Origin of the sequence: Rhodococcus sp. PSBB066, from assembly GCF_017068255.1 — a bacterium.
GTDB classification, from domain to species: domain Bacteria; phylum Actinomycetota; class Actinomycetes; order Mycobacteriales; family Mycobacteriaceae; genus Rhodococcus; species Rhodococcus aetherivorans.
The window spans coordinates 2,819,947-2,842,278 of the sequence record NZ_CP070859.1; the positions used below are offsets into that span (position 1 = coordinate 2,819,947).

22 protein-coding genes are annotated in these 22,332 nt (G+C 72.1%); 14 read left to right on the forward strand and 8 right to left on the reverse strand.

Annotation, left to right across the window (positions count from 1 at the left end):
- Positions 1–3: 3 nt before the first annotated feature.
- The gene (locus tag JYA75_RS13110; RefSeq protein WP_241009815.1) at positions 4–363 is read right to left on the reverse strand and encodes a hypothetical protein; all 360 of its coding nucleotides are present in this window, start codon (positions 361–363) and stop codon (positions 4–6) included.
- A gap of 310 nt (positions 364–673) precedes the next feature.
- On the opposite strand from JYA75_RS13110, the gene JYA75_RS13115 reads away from it, so the two are divergent.
- The 3 genes from JYA75_RS13115 to JYA75_RS13125 are packed head-to-tail and all read left to right on the forward strand — an operon-like array spanning position 674 to position 3,973.
- Positions 674–1,849, forward strand: a complete 1,176-nt coding sequence (locus JYA75_RS13115; RefSeq protein WP_203330090.1) for an iron-containing alcohol dehydrogenase — start codon at positions 674–676, stop codon at positions 1,847–1,849.
- A 19-nt stretch (positions 1,850–1,868) separates the two neighbouring features.
- Entirely contained in the window at positions 1,869–3,308 is a 1,440-nt protein-coding gene (locus tag JYA75_RS13120; RefSeq protein WP_006932869.1) for a sensor histidine kinase, read from the forward strand.
- Positions 3,305–3,973, forward strand: a complete 669-nt coding sequence (locus tag JYA75_RS13125; protein ID WP_006932871.1) for a response regulator transcription factor — start codon at positions 3,305–3,307, stop codon at positions 3,971–3,973. The genes JYA75_RS13120 and JYA75_RS13125 overlap by 4 nt, the downstream gene beginning before the upstream one ends.
- A gap of 129 nt (positions 3,974–4,102) precedes the next feature.
- On the opposite strand, the gene JYA75_RS13130 is transcribed toward JYA75_RS13125, so the two are convergent.
- Both JYA75_RS13130 and JYA75_RS13135 read right to left on the reverse strand, forming a co-directional pair.
- Positions 4,103–4,588: a hypothetical protein gene (locus JYA75_RS13130; protein WP_065922315.1), complete on the reverse strand. Its 486-nt coding sequence runs from the start codon at positions 4,586–4,588 to the stop codon at positions 4,103–4,105.
- A gap of 123 nt (positions 4,589–4,711) precedes the next feature.
- Positions 4,712–5,119 (reverse strand): RidA family protein, encoded by a 408-nt coding sequence (locus JYA75_RS13135; protein WP_029545001.1) that lies wholly within the window; start codon positions 5,117–5,119, stop codon positions 4,712–4,714.
- 98 nt (positions 5,120–5,217) lie between these two features.
- Between JYA75_RS13135 and JYA75_RS13140 the strand changes: the two genes are divergently transcribed.
- A complete protein-coding gene (locus tag JYA75_RS13140) occupies positions 5,218–5,598 on the forward strand; it encodes a helix-turn-helix domain-containing protein (RefSeq protein ID WP_065922316.1) in 381 nt (126 codons plus the stop codon).
- A gap of 62 nt (positions 5,599–5,660) precedes the next feature.
- Here the strand turns inward: JYA75_RS13140 and JYA75_RS13145 are convergent, their stop codons facing one another.
- A complete protein-coding gene (locus JYA75_RS13145; RefSeq protein ID WP_185712900.1) occupies positions 5,661–6,878 on the reverse strand; it encodes a lipase family protein in 1,218 nt (405 codons plus the stop codon).
- 155 nt (positions 6,879–7,033) lie between these two features.
- Between JYA75_RS13145 and JYA75_RS13150 the strand changes: the two genes are divergently transcribed.
- Entirely contained in the window at positions 7,034–7,996 is a 963-nt protein-coding gene (locus JYA75_RS13150) for an ABC transporter ATP-binding protein (protein ID WP_006932880.1), read from the forward strand.
- Positions 7,993–9,627, forward strand: coding sequence for an anibiotic ABC transporter (locus tag JYA75_RS13155; protein WP_168579880.1), 1,635 nt, complete (start codon positions 7,993–7,995; stop codon positions 9,625–9,627). The genes JYA75_RS13150 and JYA75_RS13155 overlap by 4 nt, the downstream gene beginning before the upstream one ends.
- An 89-nt stretch (positions 9,628–9,716) precedes the next feature.
- On the opposite strand, the gene mftM is transcribed toward JYA75_RS13155, so the two are convergent.
- Positions 9,717–10,526, reverse strand: a complete 810-nt coding sequence (gene mftM, locus JYA75_RS13160; protein ID WP_050035574.1) for a mycofactocin oligosaccharide methyltransferase MftM — start codon at positions 10,524–10,526, stop codon at positions 9,717–9,719.
- On the reverse strand, positions 10,523–11,182 hold the full coding sequence (gene mftR / locus JYA75_RS13165) for a mycofactocin system transcriptional regulator (RefSeq protein ID WP_050035573.1): 660 nt from the start codon (positions 11,180–11,182) through the stop codon (positions 10,523–10,525). The genes mftM and mftR overlap by 4 nt, the downstream gene beginning before the upstream one ends.
- Before the next feature lie 124 nt (positions 11,183–11,306).
- Here mftR and mftA point away from each other — a divergent pair, with 124 nt between their 5' ends.
- From mftA to JYA75_RS13200, 7 genes are read left to right on the forward strand one after another with little or no spacing between them, the layout of a single operon-like run.
- On the forward strand, positions 11,307–11,402 hold the full coding sequence (gene mftA / locus JYA75_RS13170) for a mycofactocin precursor MftA (RefSeq protein ID WP_065922321.1): 96 nt from the start codon (positions 11,307–11,309) through the stop codon (positions 11,400–11,402).
- A gap of 26 nt (positions 11,403–11,428) precedes the next feature.
- Entirely contained in the window at positions 11,429–11,722 is a 294-nt protein-coding gene (gene mftB / locus JYA75_RS13175; RefSeq protein ID WP_235431229.1) for a mycofactocin biosynthesis chaperone MftB, read from the forward strand.
- Positions 11,723–11,774: 52 nt separating this feature from the next.
- Positions 11,775–13,022 (forward strand): mycofactocin radical SAM maturase, encoded by a 1,248-nt coding sequence (mftC, locus tag JYA75_RS13180; RefSeq protein WP_006930977.1) that lies wholly within the window; start codon positions 11,775–11,777, stop codon positions 13,020–13,022.
- Between the two features lie 35 nt (positions 13,023–13,057).
- Entirely contained in the window at positions 13,058–14,233 is a 1,176-nt protein-coding gene (gene mftD, locus JYA75_RS13185) for a pre-mycofactocin synthase MftD (protein ID WP_006930976.1), read from the forward strand.
- A 15-nt stretch (positions 14,234–14,248) separates the two neighbouring features.
- Positions 14,249–16,147 (forward strand): mycofactocin system FadH/OYE family oxidoreductase 1, encoded by a 1,899-nt coding sequence (locus JYA75_RS13190; RefSeq protein ID WP_203330091.1) that lies wholly within the window; start codon positions 14,249–14,251, stop codon positions 16,145–16,147.
- 37 nt (positions 16,148–16,184) lie between these two features.
- Positions 16,185–16,997, forward strand: a complete 813-nt coding sequence (locus JYA75_RS13195) for a mycofactocin-coupled SDR family oxidoreductase (RefSeq protein ID WP_006930974.1) — start codon at positions 16,185–16,187, stop codon at positions 16,995–16,997.
- On the forward strand, positions 16,994–18,964 hold the full coding sequence (locus JYA75_RS13200; protein WP_203330092.1) for a mycofactocin system FadH/OYE family oxidoreductase 2: 1,971 nt from the start codon (positions 16,994–16,996) through the stop codon (positions 18,962–18,964). Before JYA75_RS13195 ends, JYA75_RS13200 begins: the two co-directional genes overlap by 4 nt.
- 59 nt (positions 18,965–19,023) lie before the next feature.
- On the opposite strand, the gene JYA75_RS13205 is transcribed toward JYA75_RS13200, so the two are convergent.
- Together JYA75_RS13205 and JYA75_RS13210 are read right to left on the reverse strand one after the other, a co-directional pair.
- A complete protein-coding gene (locus JYA75_RS13205; RefSeq protein ID WP_239010578.1) occupies positions 19,024–19,431 on the reverse strand; it encodes a hypothetical protein in 408 nt (135 codons plus the stop codon).
- Positions 19,432–19,506: 75 nt separating this feature from the next.
- On the reverse strand, positions 19,507–20,238 hold the full coding sequence (locus JYA75_RS13210; protein ID WP_050035569.1) for a hypothetical protein: 732 nt from the start codon (positions 20,236–20,238) through the stop codon (positions 19,507–19,509).
- A 137-nt stretch (positions 20,239–20,375) separates the two neighbouring features.
- Between JYA75_RS13210 and JYA75_RS13215 the strand changes: the two genes are divergently transcribed.
- Complete coding sequence (locus JYA75_RS13215; RefSeq protein ID WP_006930969.1) at positions 20,376–21,944, forward strand: HD domain-containing phosphohydrolase; 1,569 nt, start codon at positions 20,376–20,378, stop codon at positions 21,942–21,944.
- The last annotated feature ends 388 nt before the right edge of the window (positions 21,945–22,332 follow it).

Genomic DNA, 22,332 nt, shown 5'->3' on the forward strand with positions numbered 1-22,332 from the left:
GGGTCAGTGGTCGCGCTTCGTGAGCCGGACCCGGTCGGGGCGGAAGTGCTCCAGGGCCTCGTCGTAATTCGCGCGTGCGAGCCGTTCCGACGTCCATCCCTGCGAGATCCACCGGTCCACGCCGAGCGGGTACCGGATCTCGACCCGGTGGGTGCCGCGGATCGCCAGGCGGCCCTCCGCGTCCTCCCGCGCCCTGACGTATGCGGCGAACTCACTGCCCAGCACCAGGGTGCGGTTGGGGCGTTCGATGACCGGATCCCCGACCCGCCGGTCGGAGTGGAGCGCCCGGTACGCCGAGTCGAGCGCCGCGATCTCGTTGTCGTGGACGTGCCATGTGACGCCGTCCACCTCGTGCCACCACACGATCCATCGGTCGTCGATGATGCTCTCCCAGGGTCGTTTCCGCCGGTGCGCAGCCCGTTTCCTGCGTATCCGGTCCACCCCTGCGAGGTGCATCCTATATGTCCCGTTCCGGTGAGGCCGCGGTGGTGGCATTCACTTCGTATTCACCCCGCGGCCGGCGCCCGGAGGCCCCCGGGCACGCTCGGGCCTACCTACCCGATCGGGCAGGTACCGTACCTGCCGTTCGGCCCGGTGCCGCCCCGTCGTGGAGGGGCTAGGCTCGAAGCCACGTAAGCTGGATCACAGCAATCGGGATCGTCAGGAGTGCGCAGTGGCCGTCGCATCGGAGCACGCCGCGACGACGCTGGCCAAGTTCCACGCCCCGGAGATCGTGTTCGGGATCGGTTCGCTGGTCGAGGCGGCGCACGCGGCGGTGCGGCTCGGCGCGGTCCGGCCCCTGCTGGTGACCGACCCGGGTCTGATCGAGGCCGGCTGGGCCGACGAGCTTCGCGGTCACCTCGTCGAGCAGGGACTCACCCCGATCGTGTGGGGTGACCTCACCCCCAATCCCAAGGACCACGAGGTCACGGCCGGGCACGAGACGTACCGGGCCCACGGCTGCGACGTGCTCGTCGCGCTCGGCGGCGGCTCGGTGATCGACGCCGCCAAGGGCATCGCGGTGCTCGCCGCCAACGGCGGCAGCATCCTCGACTACGAGGGCGTGGACCGGGCTGCGGCCCCGATCCCGCCGATGGTGGTGGTGCCGTCGACCTCGGGCACGGGCGCCGACGTCTCCCAGTTCTGCGTCGTCACCGACACCGCCCGCGGCACCAAGATCACCATCATCGGTCGTTCGCTGGTCCCGGACCTGACCGTGATCGACCCGCGGCTGCTCACGACCATGCCGGACGACCTGAACGCCGCCACCGGGCTGGACGCCCTGACCCACGGCGTGGAGGCCTTCGTCTCCCGCGCCCACAACCCGCTCACCGACCACCACGCCCTGCGTGCCGTCGGGCTCGTCACCGACACGCTGGTACGCACGATCGAGGACCCGCAGGAGATGGCGGCCCGGTCGATCATGGCGCAGGCCAGCCTCGAGGCCGGCCTGGCCTTCACCAACGCGATCCTCGGCGCCGCGCACGCGATGAGCCACCAGGTCGGGGGCCTGCTCGACCTGCCGCACGGCGTCATCAACGGGGTGCTGCTCCCGCACGTCATCCGGTTCAACGCCGCGTCCGATCCCGAGCCGTTCGTCGCGATCGCCGCCGCTCTCGGACTCGAGGAGCACCGCGGCCCGGCCGTCGAAGCGGCACTCGCCGTCGCGGACCGGGTCGAACGGCTCGCCCGGGAGGTCGGGGTGCCGCGGGGGCTGCGGGAACTCGGGGTGCAGGCGACCGACCTCGAACGCCTGGCCGCCGGCGCGCTGCGCGACGCGTGCATGTCCACCAACCCGCGCGAGGCCACCCACGAGCAGATGGTGGCGCTGTTCCGGGCGGCGCTGTGACCGGGGCGGGCGGTGCCCGGTGACCGCGCCCGACCTGTCCCGGCTGACCGGCCTGCGCTCCGGCAAGCCCACGTTCTATCCCCAGTACCGCGGGGCTGCCGAACGCCTCGAGCGGGTCGTGCATGCGCTCGAGCTGATCTCGCGTGCCCTGGTGCGCACCGTCGAGGGCCCCGAGACCCTGATCTGCGCCGTGGCGGAGGCGGCACGCGCCCACCTGAGCGCCCGATGGGTGGTCTTCGCCCTCACCGACGGCACCCTGCCCGACGCGGGGCCGCGCCGCCTGGTCCTCGGCCCCGACGCCACCCCGTTCCTCGTCGACAACGTCGAAGGTCCGCCCCTGCCGGACGACGTCGTGCGCTGCCTCGAGGACATCCGGTCGGGGTCGATCGGCCGGGACGCGGCCGTCGACACCCATCACGCGTTCGTGCCCATCGTCCTCGGCGGCGGAGTGGCCGGCGCGATCGCCGCGTGGACCCCGGAGCACCGCACGCTCGACGGCACCGATCACGCCGTGCTGTCGATCCTCGCCAGCCAGACCGCGGTGGCGCTGCAGAATTCCGCGCTCTATCAGCGTGGCCAGTTGTTGCTCGAGCGCGCGGAGCAGGCCTACCAGGAGGCGAACCGGGCGGCGGCGGACCTGCAGGCCCGTAACGCCGAACTCGAGGCCACGCTCCGGCAGTTGGAGCTGACCCAACGGCAGCTGGGCGCCGCCCACCGGCACCAGGCGCTCGACGAGGAACGCCACCGCATCGCGCGGGAGCTGCACGACAGCGTCACCCAGGCCGTGCTGTCCGCCGGCATGCAGATCGAGGTGTGCCGCAGCGACATTCCCGACACCGAGCGCGGCGAGCGCCTCGACCTGGCGAAGGAGCTCACGCGCCGCGCGGTCGAGCAGCTGCGGTCGGCGATCTACGCGCTCAACCACCCGTCCGACTCGGATCGCACGTCGCTGCCCGAGATGCTCGAGCAGCTCTGCGTCGCGCACACGCCGGGCGAACTCGACATCACGGTCCGGGTGGGCGGCACGCCGGTCGAACTGCCGGGCGAGGCCGAACACTCGCTGCTGCGCATTGCGGGGGAGGCGCTGTTCAACGCCGCGGTGCACGCCAACGCCCGGCGCGTGGTGCTGCGGCTGACCTACCGGCCCGACTCGGTGCTGTTGGCGGTCGCCGACGACGGCAACGGGGACCCGGCCCGGATGCGGCTGATGCTGCGCCTGGCCGCGGACAACGACTGGGACGGCCGGCATCGCGGTCTGGCCAACATGCAGGCCCGCGCACACGAGCTCGGCGGCACTCTCGAGGTGCGCCGCGCCCGCCTCGGCGGGGTACGGGTGGCGGTGCGCATCCCGGTGCCCGAACCGGCCGTCGATGCGGAGCGGGGCGCCGACGAGGCGACCGGAAACAACGGGAACAGTGCGGCGTCGGCACACGCGGCGCGGACAGGAGCACAGCGATGAACGTGGCAACCCCTCCCGGGACGGTGAACCGCACGGTCCGCATCGTTCTCGTCGACGACCACGCGATCCTGCGCCAGGGGCTGCGCTCGATTCTCGAACGGGAGCCGGACCTGGCGGTGGTGGGCGAGGCGTCGCACGAGGCCGAGGCGGTCGCGCTGGTGGACCGGGTCCGGCCCGACATCGTGCTGATGGACCTGAAGCTCTCGGCCGGCTCCGACTACGAGGGGCTGGCGTTGTGCGGGCAGCTGTCGGCGGCCCGCCCCGGCCTCGGGTTGCTGGTGCTCACCACGTTCCTCGATGAGCAGCTGGTCGTGCGGGCCGTGCACGCCGGGGCGCGCGGCTACGTCGTCAAGGACGTCGACACCACCGAACTCGTGCGCGCCATCCGCGCGGTGTCGCGCGGCGAGAGCGCCTTCGACTCGCGCAGTGCCGCGGCGGTGGTGCGGTCCCTCAACGGGCAGACCACGCCGCAGGAACAGCTCACCGATCGCGAGCTCGAGGTGCTGCGTCTGCTGGCCGCGGGCCTGTCGAACTCGAAGATCGGTGAGCGCCTTTTCATTTCGGGCACCACCGTGAAGTTCCACGTGAGCAACATCATGCGCAAGCTCGGGGTGAGCCGTCGCGCCGAGGCCGTGTACGCCGCCAGCAAGCGCGGGCTCATCTGACCGGTCCCTTCCGGGCGTGCCGGCGCACGGGCAGCGCGGGCGGGCGTGGACGCAGCGTGCGGTGCCCGGCCCGGACGAGTCCGCGGCCTGCACCGGTGATCGGTGCAGGCCGCGGGTCGGGGCGAGTGGTCAGCTGCTGCCGAAGATCGGCGGGGTGCTGGGAACGGTGACGACGGGCGAGGCCTCCTGGACGATGTAGGCAGTGACGGGCAGGGGTGCCAGGTGCTCTGCGATCCCGGGATAGTCGGAGACCCACATGGTTGCCAGGCCGTCCGTCGAGCACGAGGCGAGCACGACGTACGAGCCGTCGGGAATCTCGGTCACGGTCTGGGTGGTCACGCCCGGCTGCACCTGGCCCGAGGTACCCAGGGCCTGACCGTTCCGGATGACCTCGGCGACCGGTGGCAGTACCCCGCCGGGAGCCGGGGCGAGCCCGGTCATGCAGTCCAGGGGAGTGCCCGAGTTGTTGGTGATCGTGTTGGTCACGGTCGAGCCGCTGACGGTGAAGGCGAAGCTGACGTCGGTGGCGCTGGCCGCCGACGCGAGGGCGGGGGCTGCCAGGGCCGAGGGGACGGACGCCACCGCTATGAGCGCGGCGCGGGCAATCGGTCGCATCTGTGTCCTTTTTGTCGGATGTGCGGTGTCCGGGGTGATCCTGCCGCAAAAGCGACCGATCGGCTTGGTTTTCGCGGGTTCCGTCGTGGTTGACGGCAGACACGCCGGGTGCGGTGACTCGGTTCAGTCGAGGACTGCGGTGGCTTCGACCTCGACGAGGTGCTCGGGAGAGGACAGTGCTGCGACACCGATCAGCGTGCCCGGCGCTACGGGGGTGACGCCCAGCTTCGCGGCTGCCCGGGCGACGCCGTCGACGAACCCACTCATCTTGTCCGGAGTCCAGTCGACGACGTAGACGGTCAGCTTCGTCACGTCGGCGAAGGTGGCACCGACCGCGGCCAGGGCGGCTCCGACGTTGAGGTAGCTCTGCTCGACCTGGGTGGCGAGGTCGCCTGCGCCGATCGTGTTGCCGTCGGCGTCCCAGGCGACCTGCCCGGCGACGAAGACCAGCTTCGAGCCGGTGGCGACGGATACCTGGCGGTAGGCGTCGATCTTCGGCAGTTCGTTCGGGTTCACCAGGGTGATGGACATGCTGCCCACTTTCTCTCGGTCACTTGTGGTTACTCGGTAACCGTAGGAGAGTGTTCCCTGACGTGGAAGAACGCACTTTTCAGTGACTGGGGAACTCGATGGTGACCAAGCAGCTCAGCGGCCTGCCAGAAGATGCGGACCTGACGCGAGCAGACTCGCTGGCGCGGGAGATCTTCTCCGACGTCGCCAACAAGTGGGCGCTGTTGATCATCGAAACGATCGGTGACGGCACCCTGCGCTTCAGCGAGTTGCGCAAGGGCATCGACGGCATCAGCCACAAGATGCTCACCCAGAACCTGCGCATGATGGAGCGCAACGGCCTGGTCGAGCGGACGGTGTATCCCACGGTGCCGCCGCGGGTCGAGTACTGCCTCACCGAGCCGGGTCGGGCGCTCCGTGCGACGGTCGACGGCATGTGTGACTGGACGCAGCGATACCTCCGCGACATCGACGAATCCCGCCGGCGCTTCGACGCCTGACCCGCCCGCGGGGGTGGCCCCGACCGTTGCGTCGGGCGGGGGCGGGAAGCCCGGTGCGTAGTTCAGCAGGTCCCGGTGACGGCCACCCCGTCGAACCGCTCGCCGAGGAACTCGAACGCGTCCGGCAGGCCGAGTACCGCCGCCGACATGTGGTCGGGGCTCGGGGTCTCGACACGGCGTACCGGCGCACCCGCGGCGCAGTAGCGGTCGAGCGTGGCGTCGATGGTGCCCACCGGGATGAGTGCGTCGGTGGGGCTGTGCCATTCGAACACCGGCACGGTCGGCACGCCCGGATACAGCTCGAGGCTGTTCTCCTCCGCGACGGCGACCGCGTCGGCGTCGTCGGCCAGGCGGGCGTTGGTGCTCACCTGCCGCAGGCTGCCCCCGGCGCCGCGCGCGAGGATGTCGTTGGTGCAGGCATTGGCCAGCGCGTCACGCATCTCCACGCCCGCCGGGGTCAGGTCGGCGCTGATCCGCATCCGTTCGGGATACTCGCGTTCCAGACCCAGCGCGGCGGCGAACGCGAGACCGAAGGCGGGGTGCGGGTTCTCGCCGAGAGCCTCGGCCATCTTGCGGATGTTCATCGGCACGCCGCCCATCGCCGCACCTACCAGGTTCAGCTCGGGGGCGTAGGTCGGGGCCAGCGCCGCGGCCCACCCGGTGGCCATCCCACCGCCGGAGTAGCCGGCCAGCGCGACAGGGCTGTGGGCGAGCTGCAGTTCGGGGACCCGCTGCACGGCGCGGATGCCGTCGAGGGTGATCTGCCCGCCGAGGCGCGCCGCGCCGTAGGCGCTGTTCGGCCCGAGATGGTCCGGGATCGCGACCGTCCAGCCCCGCCGGAGCACGAGGTTGAGAACGGGGGCTTCCCGGACGGCGAGGTTCGGGTCGCTCGCCCACAGCGTCTGCGACGGTGCGCAGTGTGTGCCGAGGGCGTTGATGACGTGCTGGAACGACAGCAGCGGGCCGTCCGGGGCCTTGCCGACGGGGGCGAGGACCGTCGTCACCGCGGGGATCGGGTGACCGGCCGAATCCGTCGACCGGAAACGCACCTGCCACGCCTCGACGTCGACGATGCCCGGCGGCGCGGGCACGCGCCGCACCTCGAGCGCATCGCCGGCGGGGGCGACGGCGATGTCGGCGGCCGCGCGGTAGAACGGGTCGGCCGGTGGCGCCGGGTAGACGGGTGTGGCCACGGCGGTTCCGGCACCGGCGACCGCGGCGCACGCCGCCACCGCGCCCGCCACCGCATTGCGGATTCCCCGACCGAGCCGTCCGGCCACGTCCCCCCACCTTTCCAGCGCACCGACCGGTGCCGTTCCTCGAAACCAGTGATCCCGGCGAAGCCTAGGCGACCGATTTGCGAAGGTTCACCCGACCCCGCCCTCTCCGCGATTCGTCGCCACACCGACGCCGGTAGGGGCGTAGCCTCGGCAGCATGTCGGCGGCGATCTCCGTGGAACAGCTCGTCAAGTCGTTCGGAACCACCCGCGCTCTCGACGGCCTCGACCTCGAGGTCCGCCGGGGCGAGGTACACGGGTTCCTCGGCCCGAACGGCTCCGGGAAATCCACCACCATCCGCGTCCTCCTCGGGCTGCTGCGCGCGGATTCCGGCCGGGCCGAACTGCTCGGCGGCGACCCGTGGCGCAACGCGGTGGACCTGCACCGGCGGCTCGCCTACGTGCCCGGCGAAGTCAATCTGTGGCCCAATCTCACCGGTGGCGAGGCGATCGATCTGCTCGCCGGCCTGCGCGGCGGCATCGACGAACGCCGCCGAGCCGAACTGCTCGAACGCTTCGAGCTCGACCCCACCAAGAAGGCCCGCACGTACTCGAAGGGCAACCGGCAGAAGGTCGCGATCGTCGCCGCGCTCGCCTCGGACGTGGAGCTGTTCCTGTTCGACGAGCCCACCTCGGGCCTGGACCCGCTCAAGGACGAGGTGTTCCGGGACTGCGTCCGCGAGGCCGTCGCCGACGGGTGTTCGGTGCTGCTGTCGAGCCACGTTCTCGCGGAGGTCGAGGCGCTGTGCGACCGGGTCACCATCATCCGGCAGGGCCGCACGGTCGAATCCGGCACGCTGACCGAACTGCGGCACCTGACCCGCACCTCGGTGGTGGCCGACACCGTGCGCCCGGTGGCCGGGCTGGACACGATGCCCGGGGTGCACGACCTGCAGGTGGACGGGTTGCGGGTGCGGTGCGAGGTGGACACGGCGTACATGGACCCGGTGCTGCGCGAGCTGCTCGGCTTCGGCATCACGTCGCTCACCAGTACCCCGCCCACCCTGGAGGAGCTGTTCCTGCGGCACTACGGCGACGAACTGCCGGGCGAGCACATCCACCTGCCCGGCGAGCGGCTCGCGCACGGCCGGCCGGCCGCCGGCGAGGGAGCCGGCGCATGAGTGCCGCCTTCGTCGGCACCGGCCGGCTGGTACGCCTGGCGGTGCGCCGCGACCGCGTGCAGCTGCCGGTGTGGCTGGCCGCGATCACGATCGTCTACGCGATCTCGGTGTCGAGCCTGAAGGGGCTCTATCCGGCGCAGGAAGACCTGCACCTCATCGCCGTCAGCTCCGCCGTGTCCCCGGTGGTGCTGGCCACCAACGGCCTGGTCTCCGGCGACAGCCTCGGAGCGGTCGTCGCGGCCCAGACGCTGCTGTTCCTGGCGCTGGCGGCGGGCCTGATGAGCACCATGGCCGTGGTGCGGCACACCCGGCAGAACGAGGAGACCGGCCGCGCCGAACTGGTCGGGGCCAATGTGGTCGGTCGGCGGGCCCTGCTCACCGCCGCCCTGATCGTTGTCGCCGCGGCGAATGTCGCGCTCGCGTTGCTGCTCACGGTCGTCTCTCTCGGTTTCGGACTGCCGCTGTCCGGATCTCTGGCGCTCGGAGCGGCCACCGGGGCGGCCGGTGTCGCGTTCGCGGCCGTCGCGGCCGTGACCGCGCAGGTCGCCGAGGGCGCCCGGGCCGCGAACGGGCTGGCAGGCGCGGCGCTGGGGGTCGCGTTCCTGCTCCGCGCCGTCGGCGACAGCGCGGGCACCGTCGACCCGGGCGGGGTCAGCGTCACGAGCATGTGGCTGTCGTGGCTGTCACCGATCGGGTGGGCGCAGCAGATCCGGCCGTACGACGTGGACGCGTGGTGGATCCTGCTGCTGTTCGCCGCATTCACCGCCGCGACGACGTGGACCGCGTACGTGCTGACCGGCAGGCGGGATCACGGAGCCGGGTTGGTGCAGCCGCGGCCGGGGCCGGACCGGGCGGCGACGTGGCTGCCCACCGCCGTGGGTTTCGCGTGGCGGGTGCAGCGCACGACGCTGATGTGGTGGGCGCTCGGCATTGCGGTCCTCGCCGCCACCTACGGCAGTGTCGCGAACGAGATGGACAACTTCCTCGACGAGGAGGGTGCCGTCGCCGACATGATGAAGCAGCTCGGCGGCGGGGCCGAGGCGATCACCGACGCGTACTTCGCGATGATCTTCCTGATGATGGCGTTGTTCGCCAGCGGATACGCGGTGCAGGCGGTGCTGCGGATGCACGGGGAGGAGACGTCCGGCCGGGTCGAGCCGGTGCTGTCGACGGCCCTCGGGCGGGTGCCGTGGATGCTCGCGCACATCGCCGTGGTGACGGTGGGAGTGATTGTGCTGCAGGTCGTCACGGGCGTCGCGTTGGCCGTCTCCTACGGAATGACGATCGGCGACATCACCGGTCCGCTCGGCAATCTGCTGCCCGCCGCGCTGGCGTTCGTGCCGGCCGTGCTCCTGGTCGGCGCGATGGCGGTGCTGTGTGTCGGGGTGGCGCCGCGCCGGGCGTCGAGCGTCGCATGGGGCGTCTTCGCCGTGTGGTTGATCATCGGGCAGCTCGGCGCCCTGCTGGACCTGCCCCAGGCGGTGCTGGACCTGTCGCCGTTCGTCCACGTCCCGGCCCTGCCGGCCGCGGACATGCGCCCGCTGCCGCTGCTGGTGCTGCTGCTCGTCGCCGTGGCGACCGCGACGGCGGGTGTGAGCGCGATGCGCCGCCGCGACCTCGTCGTCCAGTGACCGCCCGCGGCGGCGACCGAATGTCACATCGCGGCGATCCGACTGCCGCGATGTGACATTCGGTCACTGCGGAGGAGGCCGACTCGGGATCAGCGCGCGTCGAGCACCAGCCAGCCGCCGTGGTGCTCGAACGCCTCGAACGCGAGACCCGTGGATTCGCCGAGTGTGCGCAGGGCGGGCAGGTCGAAGGTGCGCACGTGGCCGTGGCAGGCGGTGGCCTCGTCCTCGAACGGCACCGCGATCACCACGCGCTCCCGGGCGATGCGCAGCGCCTCCGCGACGACGGCCGCACCGGTCGCGGCGTCGACGTGTTCGAGCAGATGGATTGCGGTGACGGTGTCGGCGCTGTCGTCGGGAACGGGCACGTGGGCCGCGTCGCACACGACGGTGTCCACCTCGAGGCCCAGTCGCGGCGCGACGGCGTCGAGCAGGGTCATGGTGCCGGGCAGGATGTCGGTGGCGGTCACGGCGATCCCGGCGCGCGCCAGGCGCAGGGGGAGGAATCCGAAGCAGGAGCCGAGATCCAGCACGCGGCCGCGGACGAGTTCGGCGGCCTTGTCGTGGATCGGGGCGAACCCGGCGGTGCCGTCCAGCAGTTCGGTGAGCGAGTTGCGGTAGTAGGTGACCCACGCGTCGAGGGCGTCGGGCAGGGTGGAGCGCACCAGCCCGACCATCGTCAACTCGAACTCCTCCTGTCCGAGGTCGCTGCCGGCGATCGACGCGGTGACCCCGGCGACGAGACGTTCACTCAGGTCGTCGGGCCCGAGCGAGTGGGTCACGTGCAGCCGGTCGCCCTCGCGGCGCAGGGCGATCGGGCCCGAGCTCACCTTCTCGACGGTGACGTGGGCGTGGGACCACCGGCCGGGCGGGCAGGGGGCGAGTGAGTCGAGCACAGTCATTGCAGCGCAGCCTTTTTCGAGGAGGGGGAGGCGTCGGGACCGTCGGGCGACGGGACGGCCGCGTCGAGGCCACTGTAGAGGGCGCGCATGCCGGCGGACAAGAGTTCCGGCAGCGCGAGCGAGTCGTCGGCGAGCCACTGCTCGTACGCCGCCATCGCCACACCGAGCACGAGATAGCCGACGGTGCGCGGGAAATGGTCGTCGGCGGCGGCGCCGACGCGACGCGCGACGTACTCGGCGATCACCCGGCGCCAGCCCTCGTACATCACCACCGAGTACGCCTGCAGCGCCGGTACCCGCAGGATCAGGTCCATGCGGTCGCGGTGCAGCGCTGCCTCGGACTCGGGGAAGGTGTTGAAGTCGAGCAGCGCCGAGGTCAGCGCCTCGGCGAGGGGGACGTGGCCCGGCAGCGCGTCGAGGTGGGCGCGCATCTGTTCGAGGTGGCCGTCGAAGTCGCCCCACGGCACCGCGTTCTTGGACGGGAAGTACCGGAAGAAGGTGCGGCGGGCGATTCCGGCGGCTTCGGCGATCTGGTCGACGCTGGTCTCGTCGAATCCCCGGGCGCGGAACAGTTCGATCCCGATCGCGCTCAGTCCCTCTCTCGTGGTGGAGGGGCGGCGACCTATCCGAGCGGACGGTTTCCGGCGGCTACGCATGGTGTGAGCCTTCCATGGGTGACATTGTGCACTCGATGCCATTACAGTGGTGAACCGAGTCACAGCGCAACGGGTCTGTGACGCCGGGCTCCGCTCGTGGAGTCCCCATCCGAGGAGGTAGTTGATGTCCGATCGTGACAACACCGTCGTCGAGTCCGACCTGGTCGAGGAGTCCCTCGTGGAAGAGGTGTCCATCGACGGCATGTGCGGCGTGTACTGATCGTGTCCGCCGACGCCGCCACCACAGTGTTCGACGCGCAGAAGGTCGACTCGGCAGGGTTCGATCCGGATACGACGTGGAGGCTGCACCCGCAGGTAGCGCTTCGCCCCGAGCCGTTCGGGGCGTTGCTCTACCACTTCGGGACCCGCAAGCTCTCGTTCCTGAAGAACATCACGATCGTCGAGATCGTCGAATCCCTGCACCAGCATCCGTCCGTGCGGGCCGCGCTCGCCGCGCACGGAATCGACGAGTCGGCTGCACGTCCGTACCTGCGGGCGCTGGCCACCCTGGCCGACTCCCACATGATCGTGCCGGCCTAGACCCCGCCGGTCCCCCTCCCGCCCGCCCGCCCCACCGACGAGGACGCAGCCCATGACCTCTGTGCTCGAATCCGCCGCAGTACGAGAAGCTTCCGGCCCGCCCAAGGTCGGCCGCCTGGTCGACCAGTTCGAGAAGGGTCTCGACGCCCCGATCTGCCTGACCTGGGAGCTGACCTACGCCTGCAACCTGTCGTGCGTGCACTGTCTGTCCTCGTCCGGCCGGCGTGATCCGCGCGAGCTGACCACCGAACAATGCAAGGCGATCATCGACGAACTGCAGCGTATGCAGGTGTTCTACGTCAACATCGGCGGCGGAGAGCCGACCGTGCGCTCGGACTTCTGGGAGCTGGTCGACTACGCCACCGAGCACCAGGTGGGCGTGAAGTTCTCCACCAACGGCGTCAAGATCGACAAGAAGGTCGCCGCGCGTCTCGCGGCCTCCGACTACGTCGACGTGCAGATCTCCCTCGACGGCGCCACCGCCGAGGTCAACGACGCCGTGCGCGGCCCCGGCTCGTTCGCGATGGCCGTGCGTGCCCTCGAGAACCTCGCCGAGGCCGGATTCCGCGACGCGAAGATCTCCGTCGTCGTGACCCGGCACAACGTCGACCAGCTCGACGAGTTCAAGGCCCTGGCCGACCAGTACGGCGCGACGCTGCGCATCACCCGCCTGCGTCCCTCCGGCCGTGCCGTCGACGTGTGGGACGACCTGCACCCCACCCACGAGCAGCAGCGGCAGCTCTACAACTGGCTCGTCGCACACGGCGAGGGTGTGCTGACCGGCGATTCGTTCTTCCACCTGTCCGCCTTCGGTGGCAGCGACGGCGCCGGTGCGCTGCCGGGGCTGAACCTGTGCGGCGCGGGCCGGGTGGTGTGCCTGATCGACCCCGTGGGCGACGTGTACGCCTGCCCCTTCGCCATCCACGACAAGTTCCTTGCCGGGAACATCCTGTCCGACGGCGGTTTCCAGCAGGTGTGGCAGCACTCCGAGCTTTTCACCGAACTCCGGTCACCGCAGACCGGCGGGGCCTGCAGCAAGTGCACCTTCTACGATTCGTGCCGCGGCGGCTGCATGGCCGCGAAGTTCTTCACCGGTCTGCCGATGGACGGGCCGGATCCCGAATGCGTCCAGGGCTACGGCGAATCCGCGCTCAGCGCCGACCGCACCGTGCCCAAGTCCAGCGTCGACCACTCGCGCACCGGTGAGCGCCGCACCCCGCGCGCGCCCGTCCCGTTGCAGCTGATGGTGCGCCCGCCGTCGCGGGCCTGCGACGAAAACCCGCTCGCCGGAATGCAATAGCCGGCCCCGTTCGTGCAAGTAGGAGAGGCAGATCCATGTCCAAGGAATGGTTCGAAACCGTTGCGGTCGCGCAGCAACGGGCGAAGAAGAAGCTCCCCAGGTCCGTCTACGGCGCCCTCGTGGCCGGCTCCGAGAAGGGCATCACCGTCGAGGACAACCTGACGGCATTCGGCGAGCTCGGCTTCGCCCCGCACGTGGCGGGGTTGTCCGACAAGCGGGAGATGGGCACCCACGTGATGGGTCAGGACATCGCCCTGCCGGTGGTGATCTCCCCGACCGGCGTGCAGGCGGTGCATCCGGACGGCGAGGTCGCCGTCGCCCGTGCCGCCGCGGCCCGCGGTACCGCGATGGGGCTGAGCTCGTTCGCGAGCAAGTCCATCGAGGAGGTCGCCGCGGCCAACGACAAGACCTTCTTCCAGATGTACTGGGTGGGCAGCCGCGACGTGCTGGTCCAGCGGATGGAGCGGGCCCGCGCCGCCGGCGCGAAGGGCCTGATCATGACCCTGGACTGGTCGTTCTCCAGCGGCCGCGACTGGGGCAGCCCCGCCATTCCGGAGAAGATGGACCTCAAGGCCATGTTCCGGTTCGCCCCCGAGGGCATCCTGCGGCCGAGCTGGCTGCTCGACTGGGCGAAGACCGGCAAGGTGCCGGACCTGACCACCCCGAACCTGACCCCGCCCGGCGGCAGCGCCCCGACGTTCTTCGGCGCCTACGGCGAGTGGATGGGCACCCCGCTGCCTACCTGGGAGGACGTGGCGTGGCTGCGGGAGCAGTGGGGCGACGCGCCGTTCATGCTCAAGGGCGTCATGCGGGTCGACGACGCCAAGCGCGCCGTCGACGCGGGCGTCACCGCGATCTCGGTGTCCAACCACGGCGGCAACAACCTCGACGGCACGCCGGCCCCGATCCGGGCGCTGCCGGCGATCGCCGAGGCGGTCGGCAAGGACATCGAGGTGCTGCTCGACGGCGGCATCCGCCGCGGCAGCGACGTCGTCAAGGCCCTCGCCCTCGGCGCCAAGGCCGTGATGATCGGCCGCGCCTACCTGTGGGGCCTCGCCGCGAACGGGCAGGCGGGCGTGGAGAACGTCCTCGACATCTTCGCCGGCGGCATCGGGTCCGCGCTCATCGGCCTCGGCAAGACGTCGATCCACGAGCTGACCCCCGACGACATCGTCGTCCCGCCGGGCTTCCGGCGCGACCTCGGAATCTGAGCGGTCCACCTGCCGATGGGCACCCTCACCGAACCGATCACCCTGGCCGGACGCCACGCGCCGGCCAGGGTGCTCTTCGGGCCGCACGAAACCAATCTCGGTGTGGGGAGGACCTTTTCGTCCGAACACGTGGCGTACTACGAGCGCCGAGCGCGCGGTGGCGCGGGGGTGCTCGTGACCGAGGTCGCCTCCGTGCACCCGCACGACCAGCCCTACGAGCGGGCGCCCCTGGCCGCGGAGTGCGGTCCCGGATGGGCCGCCGTCGTCGCCGCCTGCCGGCCGCACGGCACCCTGGTGCTGGCCGGCCTCGGCCACGCCGGGCTGCAGGGCTCGAGCGCGTGGACCCAGGCACCGCTGTGGGCCCCGTCGCGGGTGGCGGACCCCGCGGTCCGGGAACTGCCCATGGAACTCGGCGACGACGAGATCGATGCGGTGATCGAGGGATTCCGCGCCGCCGCCGCGGTCGCGGTCGCCGCCGATGTCGACGGGATCGAACTGGACGCCGGGCCGACCGCGCTGCTGCGCCAGTTCCTCTCGGGCCTGACCAATCGGCGCACCGACCGCTACGGCGCCGACCGGTCGTTGCTGTTGCGGCGGGTGGTCGCGGCCGTGCGCGCCGAACTCGGCCCCGGGCGGATCCTGGCGCTGCGCCTGAGCTGCGACGAGGAGGCGCCCTGGGCCGGCATCACCCCGGAGCACGCCGCCGCCCACGCCCGCGACCTCGCGCCGGACCTGGATCTGCTCACCGTCGTGCGAGGCGGCCTCTACGCCCCCGGCGCGTACCGGCCCGACGCGCACACGCCGGCCGGGTTCAACGCCGGACTGTGCCGCGCCGTCCGCGACGCGGTGGCGGGCGTCGTCCCCGTCGTCCTGCAGGGCAGCGTCGTCGACCCCGCCGCCGCGCAGCGCGCCCTCGCCGAGGGGGTGGGCGACCTCGTCGAGATGACCCGCGCGCAGATCGCCGATCCGGACCTCGTCACCGCCGTGCGCGAGGGCCGCTCGCCCCGGCCGTGCGTGCTGTGCAACCAGGCCTGCCTGGTGCGCGACTTCCGCAATCCCCGGGTCGGCTGCATCGGCAACGCGGAGGCCGGGCACGAGACGCGCGCGCCGCAGCCTCCGGCCACCGCCGCGCGGGACGTCCTCGTGGTCGGTGGGGGTCCGGCCGGGCTCGAGGCCGCCCGGGTCCTCGCGGAGCGCGGTCACCGGGTCCGCCTCGTCGAGCGCGCCGGACGCGTCGGCGGGATGCTGCGCACCGCGGCGGTGGGCACGGGACGCGACACGCTCTCCGCGCTCGTCGACTGGCTCGAGGCCCGCTGCCGCGCGCTCGGCGTGCGGATCGACACCCGTCGTGCCGTCACCGCCGGCGAACTCGAGGACGCCGTGGCCGCGGGCGAGGCCGTCGTGCTCGCCACCGGCAGCCGGGACCGGCCCCCCGAGTACCCGGCCGAGGAGGGCCACTACGTCACCGCAGCCGGCCTGCTGGCCGGTGGCCCGATCGCCGTGCGGCCGGTCGTGGTGTGGGATCCCGTCGGGGGTCCCGTCGCGGTGGGCATCGCGGAACAGCTTGCCGCCCAGGGCTATACCGTCTCGTACGCCACGACGGACCCGATCGCCGGGTCGCGGCTCGAGCCGACGGGCGACCTGGTCGCGGCGAACACCCGGCTGCAGCGGGCCGGGGTCGCCCGGCACCTCGGGGTCACGGTGCGACGGGTCGGCGCCGACGCGGTCGAACTCGAGCACCGGCTGACCGGACGGCGCACCGACGTCGCCGGCGCGCTGCTCGTCGACTGCGCCCCGGGGCTGCCGGAGGACACCCTGTACCGCACCGGGCTGACACGGATCGGCGACTGCCTGGCGCCGCGAAGTGTCCACCAGGCGGTACGGGAGGGTCACACGCTCGGATCCGAACTGTAACCTGTTGCAGACTGCTACGGATCGGAAGGATCGACGAATGGGCGAGTTCGACGGCAAGGTCGTGTTCATCACCGGCATTGCGCGCGGTCAGGGACGCAACCACGCGATCCGGTTCGCGCGGGAGGGCGCGTCGATCATCGGCGTCGACATCGCCGGTCCCGTCTCGGAGTACAACTCCTACGCCCCGGTCACCGAAGCCGACTTCCACGAGACCGTCCAGCTCGTCGAGGCCGAGGGGGCGAAGATCCACGCGCGCATCGCCGACGTGCGCGACAGCGCCGCCCTGAAGTCCGTCGTCGACGACGGCGTCGCCCAGTTCGGCCGCCTCGACGTCGTCGTCGCCAACGCGGGCATCTGCAACTGGAACCGCTTCTGGGAGATGCCCGACGAGCAGTTCGAGGAACTGATCGACATCAACCTCACCGGCGTCTTCAAGACCCTCAAGGCCGCCACGCCCGCCATGATCGAGGCCGGCAACGGAGGGTCGATCATCGTCGTGAGTTCCGTCGCCGGGCTGAAGGCCATGCCCGGCCAGGCCAACTACGCCGCCGCGAAGTTCGGCCTCGTCGGCCTGACCCAGAGCGCCGCCAAGGAGCTCGGCGAGTACCGCATCCGGGTCAACTCCATCCACCCCTACGGCGTGAACACCCCGATGGGTACCGACCAAGGCGCGCTGACGCTGTTCGAGAAGTACCCGCACTGGCTGCCGAGCTTCGCCCCGATCCTCACCGAGAAGCCGATCGCCGACGTCGACGACATCACCGAGGCCGTGCTGTATCTCGCGAGCGACCGCGCCCGGACCGTCACCGGCAGCCAGATGGCCCTCGACCAGGGGAACTCGAAGGTGTGAGCGAAACCTGCTCCGCCGGACCGCACCCACGGCTGGCCGCCCCGCTGCGGCTCGGCCCGGTCACGCTGCGCAACCGGGTGGTGTTCTCCGCGCACCTGACCAACTTCGCCGAGGACGGGCTGCCCACCGCGCAGCACGCCGCGTACTACGCGGCGCGGGCCGGCGGTGGAGCCGGGCTGATCGTCTCGGAGGAGCACACCGTGCACCCGACGGACCGGCCCTACGAGAAGCTGATCCGCGGGTACGACCCCGCGGTGGTGCCCGGGTACCGGCGGATCACCGACGCCGTGCACGCCCGCGGCGGGCGAATCTTCGCCCAGCTCAACCACAACGGCGCCCAGGGCTGCGGCATGTACACCGGCCTGCCGCTGTGGGCGCCCAGCGCCGTGCCCGACCCGCTGTTCCGGGAGGTGCCCAAGGCGCTCGAGGAGCACGAGATCCGCGACCTCGTCGAGGGGTACGCCCGCGTCGCCGAGCACTGCCGTGCCGGCGGATTCGACGGGGTCGAACTGCAGTGCTCGCAGGCGTCGATCGTGCGGCAGTTCCTGTCCCCGGGCACCAACCTGCGCACCGACCGGTACGGCGGACCGCTCCGGAACAGGGCGCGGTTCCTGCTCGAGGTCGTCGGGGCACTGCGCGCGGCGGTCGGGTCCGACCTGGTCGTGGGGGTCCGCCTCAGCGGGCACGACGGCACCGACGGCGGGATCACCCTCGACGACGCCGTCGCCGTCGCCGCCATGATCGAAGACAGCGGGCACGTCGACTACCTGAACACCTCGATCGGCGTGGCCACCGAGACGCTGCACCTGATCGAGGCGTCCATGGCCACGCCCCACGGCTACGCGTTGTTCGTGCCCGACGCGATCCGGCGGCGGGTGCGGCTGCCGGTCGTCGGCGTCGGACGCTTCACCACCCCCGCCCAGGCCGAGGCGGCCCTCGCCGAGGGGCGCTGCGACCTCGTCGGCGTCGTCCGCGGCCAGATCGCCGACCCCGACTTCGCCGCCAAGGCTCTCGCCGGCGACGACGAGGCCGTGCGTCCGTGCCTGGCCTGCAACCAGGAGTGCATCGGCCGGGTAGGGCTCGGCCGGTGGATCGGTTGCGTGGAGAACCCCCGCGCCGGCCGCGAGGCGCAGCTGCTACCCGATCCGGCGGTCCCCGGCCGGCGCGTGCTGGTCGTCGGTGGCGGACCGGCCGGCCTGCGCGCCGCCGCGACCGCCGCGCAGCGCGGGCACCGGGTCACCCTGTGCGAGCGCACCCCCGCCCTGGGTGGTCAGATCCGCACGGCCGCCACCGCTCCGGGCCGCGGCGAACTCGCCGGCATGGTGGACAGCCTCGAGGTCGAATGCCGCCGCGCGGGCGTCGATGTGCGTATCGGCGTGCACGTCGACGCCGCCTTCGTGCAGGAGCACCGACCGGACGCGGTCGTCGTCGCCACCGGGGCGCGCCCGCGGCGCCCGGACTGGGCCGGCGACACCGCGCTCGTCGTCGACGTCCGCGACGTGCTCGACGGCCGCGTGTCCCCGCAGGGCGACGTCCTCGTCGTCGACGACCTCGGCTTCCACCAGGCGACGTCGGTGGCCGCACTGCTCGCCGGCCGCGGCGCCGCGGTCACGGTCTGCACGGCCGGGATGATCGTCGGACAGGACCTCGGCCTGACCCTCGACATGGAGAGCTGGACCCGCCGGGCACACGCCGAGGGCATCGCGCAGCTCACCGACACGCTCGTCACCGCCGTCACCGAGACCGGCGGCAGGCTCGACGTCGCGCTGTGGCACCACCCGACCGCCGTCGCGCACACCCGCACGGTGGACGCGGTGGTCGTGGCCACCCATCAGGACCCCGTGGACGATCTTTGGGTAGCGCTGCGCGACAGCGCCTTCCACGTCGTGCGGATCGGCGACGCGGTCACGCCGCGACGGGCACACGCCGCGATCGTCGAGGGGGAGCGGGCGGCGGTGGGGCTGTAGCCCGGTGCGTCCTTTGGGCGGCAGGAGCAACCCAAAGGACGCACCGGCCGCGCAGCGGCCTATCGGCTCGCTCGCTTGGTGGCGTCGGCCCACGACTCCACCGCCGCGTACCCGTCGCCCACACCCTGGGTGAATGCGACCAGCGCCCCGTACATCCGGGAGCCCTCCACGGCCAGTTCCGTCCTCGCCACCCAGTCCGCGGCGCGGGCCATGACGTGGGCCGAGATGTCGGCACCGTCCTGGGTGCCGCGCGAGGCGTGCAGGAACGACTCGTCGGCGATCTGAAAGGTCTGCACCACGGCGCGCCAGTAGTACTCCGCATCCATCGCCGCGCGGACCTCGTAGTAGTCCGTGGCGTTCTGCCGCGCCACCGACTCCTGCAGCGTCGCCGCCGCCTCGGAGATGCTGCGCAGCGGAACGTACACAGGGTCCTCGGACGCCCCCCGCGTGGTTCGTCTACCCGTCACCGGCACGATGCTTTCAGACAATGGCACCCCCTCGATGGTCCACAAGATCATCGCACGCGCAAGTGCCGGCACGGGTCAGCAGGTGAGCGCACCGCCCGGGGACGCCGGCGCGTGCCGCAGCGGATCGAACGGCTCGAACCAGGCATCGACGGTCGCGAACAGGGCGCGCTGAGGAATCCGGAAATCGCCGAGCCGCTCCTGTTCGGGCAGCGGCCCGTCGGCGCCGAGGTCGACGCCGCCCACCACCGCGGCGAGGGTGCGGGCGGACCACAACCGGCGCGGTGCGGCGCGGAACCACTGTCCGTTCGGCACGTCGCCGGTGAGCCGGATCCGGCCGGCGCCCAGGACCGGGCCGGCGACGCGCGCCACGGCGGCCAGGACCGCGGGGTTGTGCCACGCCCCACCCGGCAGCAGCCGGCCGGCCAGGGTCGCCAGGGTGGTGGCCGGCGACGAGGACACCCGCACGTCCCAGACGACGTCGTCGCCCGCCGTGATGTGCAACCGGGACGGGCCGGTCCACTCGGCGGCGACGTCGGTGCGCACCGTCCGGGTGAGGGCGGCGCCGAGGTAGCGGGCGCATCCGTGCTCCGGCGCGGCATCGCTGTAGACGGTCCAGTGGCCCTGCGGGTCGCGGTGCCAGACCGCGGTGAAGGCGGGGCCCACCGACCCGGCGGTGAACCGGCGCAGCGCCAGACAGTGCCCGCTGGCGAACGGCGCCCCGATCACGGCATACCCGGTGAACCGCTCGCCGGCGACCCGGGGCAGGGCGCGGGGCTCCTCGGCGGCTTCCTGCGGTGTGGTCTTCATCTCGTCCTCCCTCGGCGTACGAATACGGTCCTCCCGATCGTGCGCCGCGTCGTGACCGGAAGCATGGGGCCGATGCCTCATCTTCGGCATCCGTCCGGCAGGGCGCCCCGGCTCAGGCGGCGGAGGACAATGGGGCCGTGCAGCGCAGGAGCGAGTCGTCTCCGGGCCCGCGGGACGGGCCGCGGCGCGCCGAGCTGCTCGCGGCGCTGTCCCTGGCGATCGACCTGGGCCTGGGGCAGCCGATGGAGCACATGCTGCGGTCCGCCGTGCTGGCCGGACGGATCGCCGAGCGCATGGGCCTGGACGCACGGCAGCAGGCCGTCGTCTACTACGCGAACCTCGTCGCCTGGATCGGTTGCCACGCGGACTCGCACGAGTTGGCGCAGCTGTTCGGCGACGACATCGCACTCCGCGCCGATACCTACGGGGTCGACATGAGGGGGCTGCCGTTCCTGCGGATGCTGACCAGCCACGTCGGGCGCGGGCTCGACGGCGCGCGTCGCGGGGTCGAGGTCGTCGCGTTCCTGCTGACCGCCCGCCGTCGCATGGCCGAGCTGATCGGTTCGCACTGCGCCTCGGCGGGGACGCTGTCCGACCGGGTCGGGCTCGACCGGCAGGTCGGCGCGGCCCTGGCCTACGCGTTCGAACGGTGGGACGGCGCCGGGCTGCCCGCGGGTGTGCGCGGCGACGACATCCCCCTCGAGATGCACATCGTGCACCTCGCGGAGGTCTCCGAGGTCCATCTGCGGGCCGGCGGGCCGGGGCGGGCCGTCGAGGTCGCGCGGGCGCGCAGCGGGACCCAGTTCTGTCCGCGGGTGGCGCGGGTGTTCCAGGAGGCCGCGGGCGAACTCACCGACGGTCTGCTCGAGCAGGACGCGTGGGCGGCGGCGCTGGATCGGGCGCCCGACCGTGCGCGCGTCCTCGCCGGCGACGAACTCGACACGCTGCTTCGTGCGATGGCAGACTTCGTCGATCTGAAAGTTCCCTGCCTGCTCGGGCATTCGCGGGCGGTGGCCGAGCTGACCGCGGCCGCGGGCCGCCTGCGCGGCCTGCCGGCGACGGACGTCGAGGTGCTCTACCGGGCCGGGCTCGTGCACGGTCTCGGCCGGATGGGGGTGTCCAACCGGATCTGGGAGAAGCCCGGTCCGCTCACCGGCGCCGAATGGGAGCGGGTCCGGCTGTACCCCTACCTGACCGGGCGGATCCTCAGCCGCGTCACCGGCATGGAGGACGTCGTCGCCGTCGCAACCACGCACCGCGAACGCCTCGACGGCTCCGGGTATCCCAACGGCGTGCGCGGACGCGACCTGAGTGTCGCCGATCGTCTCCTCGCCGCGGCGGAGACGTACCAGCGCTTCGGGGAACCCCGGCCGCATCGCGGTGCGCTCACCCCCGAACACGCAGCGGGCCGCCTGCGGCAGGAGGCCCACCGCGGGCGCCTCGACGCCGAGGCGGTCGAGGCGGTGCTGACGGCGGCCGGGCACCGGCGGGTGCGGCGCGCGCCATGGCCGGCCGGGCTGACCGCCCGCGAGGTGGAGGTGCTGCGGCTCGTCGCCCGGGGCCGGTCCAACCGGCAGATCGCCGACGAGCTGTGCATCGCGGAGAAGACGGCCCGCAACCACGTCGAGCGCGTCTACGCCAAGCTCGGGGTGGACAACCGCACGCGGGCCGGCCTGGCCGCCGTCGATCTCGGGCTGGCCTGGTGACCCGCCGGCCCGCGGCGGGCGACGGGAGCACCGCACCGCGGCCGGACCGGTCGTCATCGAACCCGGTTCGCTCGTCGAGGTTTTCCCGGCCGGACCGTAGCCTCTGCGCACGGTTCAGCGGGTCGGGCGGGCCGGTACGCGCCGTTCACCCGGCAACTCGGTCACCAACACCGGCAGGTGGATTGGTGGACGCCACTGCTTGTGATGATCCGCCACCCCGTCGGATTGCCTGATGTGGTTCTGCGGCAAAGGTTTTCGAGGCTGGCGCGGAGACGGGTCGACGCACTGATCATCGTCGGCGACCTACCGGTCGGGGATCCGCAGGCAGGGCACGGCTGGACGGTATTGGGGCCGGCTCCGGGCCGGCCCCAATACCGTCGAGGACAGG